The 12109-nt window shown below is 64.0% G+C and carries 12 protein-coding genes and 1 pseudogene; 3 read left to right on the top strand and 10 right to left on the bottom strand.

Annotated elements, in window-relative coordinates; translation table 11 throughout:
- Positions 1-237 (top strand): cupin domain-containing protein (locus tag AC1DJT_RS26770; protein ID WP_476835225.1); only part of this gene is annotated, 237 nt, incomplete at its 5' end.
- A gap of 137 nt (positions 238-374) precedes the next feature.
- Here AC1DJT_RS26770 and AC1DJT_RS26765 read toward each other — a convergent pair.
- The 9 genes from AC1DJT_RS26765 to lysM form a co-directional block, all read right to left on the bottom strand.
- On the bottom strand, positions 375-1304 hold the full coding sequence (locus AC1DJT_RS26765) for a c-type cytochrome (RefSeq protein ID WP_476835224.1): 930 nt from the start codon (positions 1302-1304) through the stop codon (positions 375-377).
- Between the two features lie 149 nt (positions 1305-1453).
- A complete protein-coding gene (locus AC1DJT_RS26760) occupies positions 1454-1888 on the bottom strand; it encodes a c-type cytochrome (RefSeq protein ID WP_476835223.1) in 435 nt (144 codons plus the stop codon).
- A 283-nt stretch (positions 1889-2171) separates the two neighbouring features.
- Complete coding sequence (locus AC1DJT_RS26755; protein WP_441491531.1) at positions 2172-2609, bottom strand: c-type cytochrome; 438 nt, start codon at positions 2607-2609, stop codon at positions 2172-2174.
- 131 nt (positions 2610-2740) lie between these two features.
- A complete protein-coding gene (locus AC1DJT_RS26750; RefSeq protein ID WP_476775872.1) occupies positions 2741-5050 on the bottom strand; it encodes a xanthine dehydrogenase family protein molybdopterin-binding subunit in 2310 nt (769 codons plus the stop codon).
- A 126-nt stretch (positions 5051-5176) separates the two neighbouring features.
- The gene (locus AC1DJT_RS26745) at positions 5177-5497 is read right to left on the bottom strand and encodes a rhodanese-like domain-containing protein (protein ID WP_441506262.1); all 321 of its coding nucleotides are present in this window, start codon (positions 5495-5497) and stop codon (positions 5177-5179) included.
- A 10-nt stretch (positions 5498-5507) separates the two neighbouring features.
- Positions 5508-6827: a TRAP transporter large permease gene (locus AC1DJT_RS26740; RefSeq protein ID WP_441506263.1), complete on the bottom strand. Its 1320-nt coding sequence runs from the start codon at positions 6825-6827 to the stop codon at positions 5508-5510.
- Positions 6824-7300: a TRAP transporter small permease gene (locus AC1DJT_RS26735; protein WP_441506264.1), complete on the bottom strand. Its 477-nt coding sequence runs from the start codon at positions 7298-7300 to the stop codon at positions 6824-6826. Before AC1DJT_RS26735 ends, AC1DJT_RS26740 begins: the two co-directional genes overlap by 4 nt.
- Before the next feature lie 36 nt (positions 7301-7336).
- Positions 7337-8389, bottom strand: a complete 1053-nt coding sequence (locus AC1DJT_RS26730) for a TRAP transporter substrate-binding protein (RefSeq protein WP_476832318.1) — start codon at positions 8387-8389, stop codon at positions 7337-7339.
- Between the two features lie 207 nt (positions 8390-8596).
- The gene (lysM, locus tag AC1DJT_RS26725; RefSeq protein ID WP_043237577.1) at positions 8597-9037 is read right to left on the bottom strand and encodes a peptidoglycan-binding protein LysM; all 441 of its coding nucleotides are present in this window, start codon (positions 9035-9037) and stop codon (positions 8597-8599) included.
- Between the two features lie 195 nt (positions 9038-9232).
- On the opposite strand from lysM, the gene AC1DJT_RS26720 reads away from it, so the two are divergent.
- A complete protein-coding gene (locus AC1DJT_RS26720; protein ID WP_476835222.1) occupies positions 9233-9661 on the top strand; it encodes a GlcG/HbpS family heme-binding protein in 429 nt (142 codons plus the stop codon).
- A 126-nt stretch (positions 9662-9787) separates the two neighbouring features.
- The gene (locus AC1DJT_RS26715; protein WP_476835221.1) at positions 9788-10858 is read left to right on the top strand and encodes an NAD(P)/FAD-dependent oxidoreductase; all 1071 of its coding nucleotides are present in this window, start codon (positions 9788-9790) and stop codon (positions 10856-10858) included.
- A gap of 195 nt (positions 10859-11053) precedes the next feature.
- On the opposite strand, the pseudogene AC1DJT_RS26710 reads toward AC1DJT_RS26715, so the two are convergent.
- Positions 11054-12109: pseudogene (locus AC1DJT_RS26710) on the bottom strand (hypothetical protein); the annotation flags it as partial.

The following is a 12109-nucleotide window of genomic DNA, read 5'->3' as shown; positions in this document are numbered from 1 at the left end:
GTACAGGCCGAGCCCGGCGGCGAGCTCGATTCCGAAGGTCATCAGCGCGGCTCGATCGAGTCGCTCTCCGTGACCTCCGGCGAGTTCGAGGTCGAGGTCGGGGACGTGATCCAGCGCGCCAAGGCGGGCGAGACGCTGCGCTACCGCTGCGACCGCCGCCATATCGTCCGCTGCGTCGGCGACCAGCCCGGTTCGGCGCTGATGGTCTGCATCCTCAAAGCGGCGGTGATGGAGTAGACGCTAAAGCACCGGCCTGAAGAGTGGATTGCGGTCTCGCGAAGGCCGATCCAAACGCAGAAGGTTGGATCATCCCGGGCGGCCAAAGGCAGACCGGGATGACAGTGCGAGCGTAACCGCCAACGCGCCAATGCGGCTCACTCGGCCTTCTTGGGCCGCGGCGGGCCGGCGACCGCCGGCAGCGACTTGATGAACTCCGCCATCGCCATCCGATCGGCATCTGACAGCTGTGCGGTGTTGCGCACCACCGCCGCCATGCTGCCGCCGACGCTGTCGAAGCTCGGAGTAAAGCCGGTCTTGAGCATCTCGGCGATCTCCGACTTCGACCAGTTCGCCAGCCCGTCCGCATGCTGCGTGATGTTCGGCACGAAGCCCTTGCCCTCCGGGTCTGGGCCACCGGCGAAGCGTGTCGCCGGAATGATCGCGCCCAGCGCATTGCGATTGGAATGGCATTCGGCGCAATGGCCCGGCCCCTRCACCAGATAGGCGCCCCGGTTCCACTCCTCGCTCTTCGTCGGGTCCGGCCGGAACGGCGTACCGTCGAAGAACAGCAGCTTCCAGCCCCCGACCGCGCGGCGGATGTTGAAGKGGAAAGGCAGATCGTGCCCCGGCGCACGTCCTTCGACCGAGGGCAGCGTGCGCAGGTAGGCGAAGAGATCGGCCAGGGCCTTGGGTGGCATCAGCCGATAGGAGGTGTAGGGAAACGACGGATAGTAATGCTGTCCCGACGGCGAGACACCGGTCGCCATCGCATCGACGAAATCCTTCACGCCCCAATTGCCGATTCCGTCCCGCGTGTGCGGTGAGATATTGGGAGCGTGAAACGTGCCGAAGGGCGAGGGCAAGGCAAGCCCGCCGCCAAGCCGGAGCTTGTCATCCTGACCGGGCGTTGCATGGCATGAAGAGCAKCCTCCCGCCGCAAAGAGCAGTTTGCCATTCTCGACATCCGGCGGCGGCAGAGTGCCGATCTCGGGCGCGGGCGAAACGACGCGCGGATCGGTGAGAACATAGAAGCCGGCTAGTCCCAACAGGATGAAAATGCCGAGCGTGAGAAATAGGCGGCGCATCAAGCGTTTCCCGGTTTGCTGGTGCCTCAACGCTCCGAGGATTCCAAAAGTTCGAAGCGCAGGTCTGACGAGAATGGGCGGGCCCATGGTGGAGCCCGCCCATCAACCCATGTTCGACCGCACGACGCAACCGCGCGGCGCAGCCGAGCTTACTTCTTGATGCGGTAGACCTCGTGGCAGGAGCCACAATTCTTGGTCGCGGCGCCAAAGGCCGCGCGGAAACCGTCAAGGTCCTTGGCAGCGGCAGCACCGGCCATGGCCTCGGTCTCGAACTTGGCGAGAGCGATCTTGAAGCCAGCCTRATCCTCCCAGATCTTTGGCGCGGCAGTGGTCTCGCCGCCGGTCTTGGCCGTCTCCGGGAACAGGGCAGGCAGCTTCTTGGCCGCGTCTGCATAGACCTTGAAGATATTCTGGACCTTGGCGGAATCGAAAGCTGCCTCGCCCTTGGCGATGGCCGCGCCCTCGCGCGTTGCCGCGCCAACGGCCTTCATCGCATCGCGGCGCTGGGCGATAGGGTCAGACTGCRCGACGACGGCCGAAAGGCCGAGAATGAGGCCAGCAGCAACGACTACGGTACGGATCATGCGCGACTATCCTTTTCGGGGAGATGCGGCGCCTGACAGGCACCGCTTAGAACCCTTCCAGATCAGCTCATTCGCATGACAGCGCCAAGTCGCATTTTCGTGAACGCACCGGAATTTAAGCAAATCTACCTGTCGCTGCCGCGGACAGGCGGCCGCCACGAACGTTGCGGGAGTTTGGAACGGCCGTAGTGCAGGGCAAAGACAAAAGGGCGGGCTCCAATATGGACCCCGCCCCTCACCTCATGTTMGACAAGGCGGCACCACCGCAGTGGCCCAGAGAAACCTATTTCTTGATGCGATAGACCTCGTGGCAGGCGGCACAGTTCTTGGTCACCGTTCCAAAGGCGGTACGGAAGCTGTCGAGGTCCGTGGTGGAGCTCGCCGCCGCAACGGTGGCCTCCGTATCGAGCTTGGCAAACCCAGCCTTGAAGCCGGCTGGATCCTCCCAGATTTTGGGTCCGGCCGTGCTCTCGCCACCCGTCTTGGCCGTATCAGGGAAAAGGCCCGGCATCTTCTTGGCGGCGGCCGCGTAGACCTTGAAGATCGTCTCGCTCTTGGTCGCGTCAAAGGCAGCCTCGCCCTTGGCCATGGCCGCGCCATCGCGCGTGGCGGCGCCGACCCCCTTCATCGTATTGCGACGCTCGGCAATCGGATCCGATTGGGCAATCACGGTCGAGAGCGTCACAACTAGGCCGGCAGCGACGAGTACGGTGCGTATCATGCGTAAGCCTCCTCCCGGAAAGCGCGGCGTCGAGCGCGCCGCTTAGAAGCGTTCCAGATCAGCCGATCCGCATCACGACGCCAAGTCGCATTTCCGTGATCACGTCGGAACGAGAGGGGCTTACGCCTGCGTCAGTGCTGATAGCCCGCAGCTCTCAATGCCCCGAAGACCTTCTTCGGCGTCGCGGGCATATCGATCGCCCGGATGCCGGCTGCACGGTCGAGCGCGTCCACCATCGCGTTCATCACCGCCGGGCAGGCCCCGATCGCCCCGGCCTCTCCGGCGCCCTTAACACCGAGCGCGTTGGTGACGCAGCGGACATTGCGGGTCTCGAAATGGAAGTTGGGAACGTCGACCGCGCGCGGCAGAGCGTAATCCATGAACGTCGCCGTCAGCATCTGGCCGGAGCTATCGAAGCGGATTTCCTCCATCAGAGCCTGGCCAATGCCTTGGGCGGCACCACCATGGACCTGGCCCTCGAGCATCAGCGGGTTCAGAGTCACGCCAAAATCGTCGACCACGACATAGTTGGCGATCTCGGTCGCGCCGGTACCGGGATCAACCTCCAGCTCGCAGATATGCGTGCCATTCGGATAGGTCGCTTCCGGTGGCGTCCAGCTCTGATGGACCCTGAGCTTGTCCGCCGTCGCTCCAGGCAGGGCGGCAATAGCCTTGAGGTCGAGCGCCTTGTCGGTGCCGACGATCCGCACCGCGCCATCGACGATCTCGAGATCACCGATACCGGCCTCGAGCTTTTCGGACGCGAGCTGCTTCAGGTTCTCGGTCAGGATCGAGGATGCCTTGTCGAGCGCAGCGCCCCCAACCGGAATGGAGCGCGAGCCGCCGGTGCCGGATCCGGTTTCGACCCGGTCGGTATCGCCCTGAACGACGCGGATGCGGTCCATCGGAATGTCGAGATGCTGCGCGACGAGCTGCGAGTAGGCCGTCTCGTGCCCCTGCCCGTTCGACTGGGTGCCGATCAGCACGGTCACCGTGCCGTCCTTCTCGAGGATGACGGTTGAACTCTCCGGGCCGCCGCCGCCGCAAGCCTCAATATAGCAGGCCATGCCGATGCCGCGGATCTTGCCGGCCTTGGTCGAGGCCTTGAGACGCGCCTTGAAGCCCTTCCAGTCGGCGACATCCATGGCGCGGCGCATATGCCCCTCGAACTCACCGGAATCATAGACTGGCCCGGTCTGGGTCGAATGCGGCATCTCCGCCGGCCTGACGAAGTTCTGCGCTCTGACAGCGTCCGGTGTCTTGCCGGTCTCGCGCGCGATGGCATCGACCAGCCGCTCGATCAGGTAGGCGGCCTCCGGACGCCCGGCTCCGCGATAGGCATCGACCGGCGTGGTGTTGGTGAAGACCCCACGGAAGCGCACATGCACGGCCGGGATATTGTAGCAGCCCGGCGTCATCGTCGTGCCGACCCAGGGGATGAAAGGCCCGTACTGCGAGAGATAGGCGCCCATTTCCGCAGCGAGATCGACCTTGAGGCCAATGAACCGGCCCTGCTTGTCGAGCGCCATCGTAGCCGTGGTCAGATTGGCGCGGCCATGCGTGTCGGCGAGGAAATGCTCGGTCCGGTCCGCGACCCAGCGCACCGGGCGTTTCAGCTTCTCGGCCGCCACCATGGTCAGGGGGTATTCGCGATACATGAAGATCTTGGTGCCGAAGCCGCCGCCGACATCGGGCGTGATGACGCGGATGCGCGAGGGGTCGACCTTCAGGATGTAGCCGGCGAGGATATCGCGCGTGCCATGGCTGCCCTGGCTGCCGAGCGTCAGCGTCCAGCGTTTCGAATCCTTGTCGTATTCGGCGATGCAGGCGCGCGTCTCCATGTAGTTGGAGGCGAGACGGTTGTTGACGATCGTGACGGAAACGATGCGATCGGCCTTGGCGAAAGCCTTCTCCGTCTTCTCCGCATTGCCCTGTTCGGCCTCGAACGCGACATTGCCCTCACGCCCCGGCCAGACCTGCGGTGCCTTTGGAGCGAGCGCTTCGGCGATACCGGTGATCGAGGGCAGGACCTCCCAGGCGATATCGATCGCCTCGGCTGCGTCGCGGGCCTGGCTCAGGGTCTCGGCAACGATGAAGGCKACCGCCTCGCCGACATGACGCACCGTGTCGGTCGGCAAGACCGGCACCGGATTCGGCTCCACCGGTTCGCCCGTAACCGTCGTGATCAAGCCTTTGCAGGGGATGTCGCCGAGATGCGCGACATCCTCGCCGGTCAGGATCAGCTTCACGCCCTTCATCTTGCGGGCGGTGTCCTTGTCCCGGATCGTGAACTTCGCATGAGCATATTGCGAGCGGAGCACGAAGGCATGCAGCGCTCCCTCGACGGCGATATCGTCGGTATAGCGCCCCGTCCCGGTAGTCAGGCGGTGATCCTCGACCCGGCGAATGGGCTGGCCGACTCCGAACTTCATGGGGCGCATGGGCTTACATCCTTGAAAGTACGAAAATCTCGAAACCGTCGCTTAGGAAACTGGAGCAGGATCGGCGTCGCGTCAGCCCCCCGGAGGCAGAAAGCTGCGATGCATGACGCGCAAGGCCCGGTCCTATTACTCGACGGGCTGGCCGTGCATCGCCCAGTCCTTGAAGCCACCGCGATAATGGCTGTCGATATCGAGCCCGGCCGACTGCGCGAATTCCAGAGCCCGCAGCGAGCGCACGCCGGCCGCGCAGGAGAACACGACGCGCTTTCCAGGCGGATTGGGCAGGTCGGCGGGGTTGAATTGGGACAGCGGCCGCGAGACCGAGCCGGGAATATGCCCGGCGGCGAATTCATGCGGCTCGCGCACATCCACGATCAGAATGGAATCAGCCGCAAGCCCGGCCTTGATGTCGTCGATATCGAGATCGTTCACGGTCACGGCTGCCATCCAGTCCAGGCTAATCCAGTAGCTTCACCAGATAGAGCGTGAGGGCTGGAAATGCCACCACGATGCCAAGCCGGATGATATCGGAGAGCACGAAAGGCAGCACCCCGCGATAGATCCGCGTGACCGGGACATCACGCGCCAGAGAAGCGACGACGAAGACGTTGAGGCCGATCGGCGGGCAGGTCATCCCGATCCCGACCACGATCAGGACGAGGATGCCGAACCAGATCGCGATATCGTCGACAGGCATGCCGAAATCGAGCGCGGTCACGATCGGGAAGAACACCGGCAGCGTCAGCAGGATCATGGCAAGTTCGTCCATGACGCCGCCGAGCACGATGTAGAAGACGAGCAGACCGACCAGGACCGAATAAGGCTGCCAGCCCGACGCCGCAATCATTTCGGCCGCAGCGGTCGGCACCTGGGTCAGCGCCAGGAAGGCGTTGAAGATCTCGGCTCCGAGCAGGATCGCAAAGATCATCGCCGAGGTCTCGGCCGTCTGCAGGATCGCCTCGCCGATCTCCTTCAGGCCCAGCGTCCGCCGGAACACGCCGATCATCAACATGACAAAGGCCCCGACCGAGGCCCCCTCTGTCGGGGTAAAGATCCCGCCATAGATGCCGCCGACCACGATCAGCGCGACTAGCATCGCCGGGATGACACCGAGCAGCGGACCAAGCCTGTCGCGCCAGGCGATCCGCTCATGCGCCGGACCAAGCGTGGCGTCGAGCCGGGTCATGAGCGCGATGGTGATGCAGTACATCGCGGCCGCCATCAGCCCCGGGATCAGGGCCGCCTTGAACAGCTTGGCAATGTTCTGCTCGGTCGAAATCGCGTAGACGACCAGGATCACCGAGGGGGGGATCAGGATACCGAGCGTGCCGCCGACGGCGGTGACACCACAGGCGAAGCCGGGGTCGTAACGGTAGTGCCGCAGCTGCGGCAGCGCCGCGCGCGCGAAGGTCGCCGTCGTCGCAACCGAAGACCCGCAAATCGCGCCGAAGCCCGTGCAGGCCCCGATCATCGCCATCCCGAGCCCACCACGGCGATGGCCGACAAAGGCCGACGCGGCCTTGAACAGGTCGGATGCCAGGCCCGATCGCTCGGCGAAAGCCCCCATCAGCACAAAGAGGGGAATCACCGACAGCGTGTAATTGGCGAAGATCTGATAGGGCGTCGTCTTGATGTAGTTGAGGAACGGCTCCAGCCCGTTGAGCTGGATGTAGCCGAGGCCACCAACCAGCATCATCGCCAGCCCGATCGGCAACCTGACGACCATCAGCGCGAGAAGCGCGACGAAGCCCGTGATGGCGAGGGTAAAGCCGCTCACGCGCGCGCCCTCACCAGCCGGCTGGCGCTGACGAACGAGGTCAGCGAAACCAGCGCGGCCAGCACGGCGCAGAGCGCGATCGGGAGATAGCTCGGCAGCTGCAGGACCATCGTGTTCTCGCCGCTCGCGAAGGCCGCCAGCGCACCGGCCGCGAGTCGCCAGGCGATCAACGCCATGACCAGCGCATAGACGATGTCCCAGAGCGCATCGATTGCCCTTTGCCAGCGCAACGGCAGTTTCAGCGTGAAGGTGTCGACGAAGATGTTGCCGCGCCGAAGCTGGCAATAGGGCAGAAAGCAGAAGGCGGCGATCGCCGTCGCCATCTGCACCAGCTCGAAATCACCCGGGACGCCGGCCGCGCCGATCAGGTCGCTGCGCAAGGTCACGCTGACGACCACCATGGTCGCCAGCGCAATCAGCAGAACGCCACCCGCGATGGCGATCCCACGCACCAGAGCATCGAAGCCCGGCATCGTTGCCTCCCGGCCGCTGACCGCCATGATGCGCCGTCAAGCCGCCTTCTCGTGCTTGGCAAGCGCCGCCTTGGCGCTCTCCAGCAGCTTCGCGCCGTCGAGCCCCTTGTCCTTGGCGGCCTTGATCCAGCCGTCGATCACCGGCTCGGTCGTCTTGCGCCAGCGCGCCGCTTCGGCTTCGTCGAGCATGGTGATGGTATTGCCGCGCTTGCGAACCATTTCGGACACCACGACCGCCTGCTCGTCCCAGACCCTGCCGGCCATGGCAGCCGCAACAGCCCCCGAGTTCTTGTCGAGAACCGCCTTCAGCTCGGGCGCGAGCGAATCGTATTTCGCGCGGTTCATCGCCAGGATGAAGGTCGCGACATAGAAGGTCGGCGAGCCCGGGATCTCGGTGTGATACTTCACCAGCTCCTGGACCTTGATCGACGGCACGACCTCCCACGGCACGACGCAGCCATCGATGACACGCTGCGCCAGCGATTCCGGCACCTGCGGGATCGGCATCCCGATCGCATTGGCACCGAGCGCCCGCAGCGCTTCGCCGGCAAGCCGGGTCGGGAAGCGCAGTTTCAGACCCTTCAGGTCCTCCATCGTCTTCACCTGCTTGTTGGCATGGATCAGCCCGTGATCATGCGCCCAGAAGCAGATCGGTTTGATGTCCTTGAACTCGTCCTTGAGGTTCTGCTCGGCGTAGTCCGTCAGCGCCAGCGAATTGACCAAGGCGCGCTTGTTCGAGACGAAGGGCAGCTCGAAGGCCTCGATGCCGGTGAACCGCCCAGGCGTATTGCCGGGCAGCGTCCAGACGATATCGGCAACACCGTCACGAGCCTGGTCGAACAGCTGCGGCGGCGTTCCGCCAAGCTGCATCGACGGAAAGATGTCGATCTTGATGCGGCCATTCGATTCAGCCGCGACCTTGTCGGCCCAGGGCTTCAGGAACTTGGAATGGCCATTGGCGACGGGCGGCAGGAAGTGATGCATCTTCAGCGTCACCTCCTGGGCATTGGCGCGACTGACACGCATCATGGCCGGCGCGGCAACGGCCGAGCCGGCAAGCGTCAGGAATTTGCGGCGATCAAAACTCATTCATCCCCTCCCCAGAGGCCTGCTCAGGCACAGCATGACGGGCCATTCCCATAAGGAATGCCCTGTCTGCCTTATTGGTATGACAGATGAGCGCCAAAGCGCGGCTGACGCAAGAGCCGTCCGCTTGAAATTGACGCGGTCTCGACGAGCATCAGAGCGGCATGCGGGCCATCCCGCATGCCGTTGCTTCAGTAACCCGAAAGCGGATCAGGCCTTGGGCGGAATACGCAGCACCCAGCCGGGCATGATTAGGTCGGGATTCTTCACCGGCGGCGTATTGGCCTTGACGATCTCGGTGTATTTCGCGCCCTGCCCCTTGCCGTAATGCTCCTCGGCGATCTTCCAGAGCGTATCGCCCTTCTTGACCGTGTAGAACACGGCAGCGGGCGCTTCCTTCGTGACCGCCAGCTCGGACTCGACCTGCGCGACGCCCGTCGTGTTGCCGAGCGCAAGAATGATCTTCTCGGCCTCTTCGGTAGAAACCGCCTTGCCGGACACCTTCACCTTGTCGCCATCGATCTGGATATTGACGTCGGAGGGCAGCCCGTGCCCGGCCAATTCCTTCTGCAGAGCGTCGGGCGTCGCCGCCTGTGCCGAACCACCGAAGATCTTCGCACCGGCTTCCTTGATGAAACTGAACAGACCCATAGCTTATCCTCCAGTGTCGGGGCTGATATGAAGCCCGCTTGCCCCTGCAAGTTCAAGTTGAATTGCGTGATGCCGGCAAAGGGGGCGATATGCCGGCAGGTTTCACCATGACATGGCAGCTTGCGCGCTGCGGCAGCTTCCCTCCGTGCCCGCGGGCTGGCAAGAAGCTCGCGTCCTCAACGGAAGGCCCTTCCCATGCTTACCTTGGCCCAGGCCCAGACCATCCTCGCCAACACGCTCGCCCATGCCGAGAAATCCGGGTTTAAACCGCTCGCGATCGCCATCATCGATGCGCGGGGGGCCCAGAAGGCCTTTGCGGCGCAGGACGGCACCAGCCTGAAGCGCGGCGAGATCGCATTCGGCAAGGCGCATGGCTCCGTGGCGCTCGGCCTCGGGTCGCGCGCCCTGCACAAGATGGCGCTCGACCGCCCCTATTTCATTGAAGCAGCAACCCATGCGGTCGGCGGATCGCTCGTGCCGGTCCCGGGTGGTGTGCTCATGCGCGATGGGGCCGGCGTGCTGCTTGGCGCAATCGGAATCTCGGGAGACACCTCGGRCAATGACGAGGCAGCGGCCATCGCCGGGATTATAAGCATAGGCCTTGTTGCTGACACGGGCGCCTGAAACAGGAAATTCTTCTCTTTTCCGGCTACCGCCTACGCTTGGGCGGGGGTTTTCATTGCATCGCAGCAGGATTTGCTGCATCGGCTCCCGCGCATGGCCGCAGGGAACACCCCGAGGGAATTCACGATGAGTGCCGAWATTGCCAACGAGAACGTCGCTGAGAGCGAGGTCATCGAAACCGACGTCGTGATCGTCGGCGCGGGTCCGTGCGGCCTGTTCGCGGTGTTCGAACTCGGTCTGCTCGATATCCGCGCCCATCTCGTCGACATCCTGCCGAAGGTCGGCGGCCAATGTGCCGAGCTTTATCCGGAAAAGCCGATCTATGACATTCCCGGTTTTCCGATGGTCACGGGACAGGGCCTGGTCGACAATCTGATCGAGCAGGTCAAACCCTTCGGCCCGACCTTCCATCTCAACCAGATGATCGAGTCGCTCGAGCCGACCGGCACGGCGGAGGCGCCGCGCTTCCGGGTGCGCACCGATGCCGGCACCGTCTTCAACACCAAGACGGTGCTCGTTGCCGCCGGGGGCGGATCATTCCTGCCGAAGAAGCCGCCGATCCCGGGGATCGAGGCCTATGAGGGCAACAGCGTCTTCTACGCCGTCCGGAAGATGGAAGCCTTCCGCGACCGCGAGATCCTGATCGTCGGCGGCGGCGATTCCGCGCTCGACTGGACCCTGAACCTGCAGCCCCTCGCCAAGCGAGTGACGCTGATGCACCGTCGCGACGATTTCCGCGCTGCGCCGCATTCGGTCGAGCAGATGCGGGCACTGGTCGCGGACGGTAGGATGGATCTGAGGATCGGTCAGGTCACCGGCCTGAAGGGCGACGGCACCGCACTGGAAGCCGCGATCTGTCGCGACAGTGCCAATGAGGCCTTCGAGGTCTCCTGCAATACCCTGCTGCCGTTCTTCGGGCTGACGATGAAGCTCGGACCGATCGCGAGCTGGGGGTTGAACCTGCACGAGAACCTGATCCCGGTCGACACCGAGAAATTCGAGACCAATGTGCCGGGCATCTTCGCCATCGGCGACATCAACACCTATCCCGGCAAGCTCAAGCTGATCCTCTCGGGCTTCCATGAGGCGGCACTCGCCGCCCAGAAGGTGCACCGTTATGTCTATCCGGAGAAGCGGTTGACCTTCCAGTACACCACCTCCTCGACCAGCCTGCAGAAGAAGCTCGGCGTCGCCTGAGGGCTAGGCGAGGCGAAACCCGCAAGGCTTCTCCTCGAGCAATTTGGGTCCGGCGATGCGTTCGTGTCGCCGGACCTTTCCTTTGGGGGGCGATCTGACGCATCGGCCCGAAAACTGGATTGCGACTTTCGGGAAAGCCGATCCAGTCGCGGAAAGGTAGACCATCGGACCGGATACGAAATCCGGTCCAATGATTTAGCGAACCAGGGTCGCAGTCTGCGGCGCTTGGCCGTGATCGCGGCTTTCGAACCAGCCGCCGTCTTCATAGAGACGTGGATTGGGCGTCGTGCCGGATCCCGCCGCCACGCGCGGCTCGGCAGCCGAAGGCGCCTCCTCGGGCACGATCGGTTCGACGCGATCGCGCAGCTCCGCGATGGCGCCCTCGACCGGCTTGAAACTGAAGCGCACCGTATGCGTCCCCGCCGGCACCTGCACGGCGCGAAACAGCACATTCGCCCTCAGGATATCGACGTCCGCGCCGTCGAGCTCCGCCCGCCACCATGGATGCCAGATGTCGTTGAGCAGGACGAAGCCAGGCCTGTCCGTCGTGACCGTGATCTCGACTTCGGTGTTCTGATAGCGCGTCAGCTTGACCTCGGCTTGCGCCGAAATCGGCCCTTCCGGCACCGCATCCGGCGGCACGCTATCGAGCAGCACAACCTGCTGCGGATCGATGTCTGGCCACTGGCCCGCAGATTTCATGCCGTCGAAATCGGCAAGCTGCCAGCCACCGACGAACATGGCGCGCGGCAAGGCCCGTGGGTTCTCGTAGATGTAGCCATCCCCCGTGAAGGCGACGAGCTTGAGATCATCGGATTTCAACGCGTGATCGACCTGGCCGATCGGAACCCGCGTCGCGATGTAGCGCAGGCCGAGGAGATCGGCGAGGCGGCAGCGATAGGAGGGAAAAAGCGGTGTAAACTTGCGCTGGTCCGGCGCAGCGATTGAGTCCCGCGTGCCGACCGCATCCGAGAAATCGGCCAGCCGCAACGGATTATAGCCGAGCGTATGGTCAAAGCCGTGAACCATCCCGACATTCGGCCATTCGAACCCCATGCCGAGCAACTCGACGCGGTCGCGGCGTGGCGAATCGGCCGGCTGGGCAACCAGTTGCTTGAGAATGTGGACGGTCTCGTTCTTCGTCTCCTGACGGAGCACGTCGTAGAGCTGCGGCGACAATGCAGTCGAGTCGTTGGGGCCGTTATTGACGCCAAGATCCGCGCCGACGACGCCGGCGACCAGGAGCACGCT

The organism is Allobosea sp. 05T422_2, assembly GCF_056396265.1.
This window is presented reverse-complemented; position numbering and strand designations above follow the sequence as displayed.

Excerpts from the sequence above, each read along its gene's own strand:
- AC1DJT_RS26755 (WP_441491531.1), bottom strand. The coding sequence starts at position 2,609 with ATGATACGCACCGTACTCGTCGCTGCCGGCCTAGTTGTGACGCTCTCG.
- lysM (WP_043237577.1), bottom strand. The coding sequence starts at position 9,037 with ATGGGTCTGTTCAGTTTCATCAAGGAAGCCGGTGCGAAGATCTTCGGT.
- AC1DJT_RS26745 (WP_441506262.1), bottom strand. The coding sequence starts at position 5,497 with ATGGCAGCCGTGACCGTGAACGATCTCGATATCGACGACATCAAGGCC.
- AC1DJT_RS26730 (WP_476832318.1), bottom strand. The coding sequence starts at position 8,389 with ATGAGTTTTGATCGCCGCAAATTCCTGACGCTTGCCGGCTCGGCCGTT.
- AC1DJT_RS26735 (WP_441506264.1), bottom strand. The coding sequence starts at position 7,300 with ATGCCGGGCTTCGATGCTCTGGTGCGTGGGATCGCCATCGCGGGTGGC.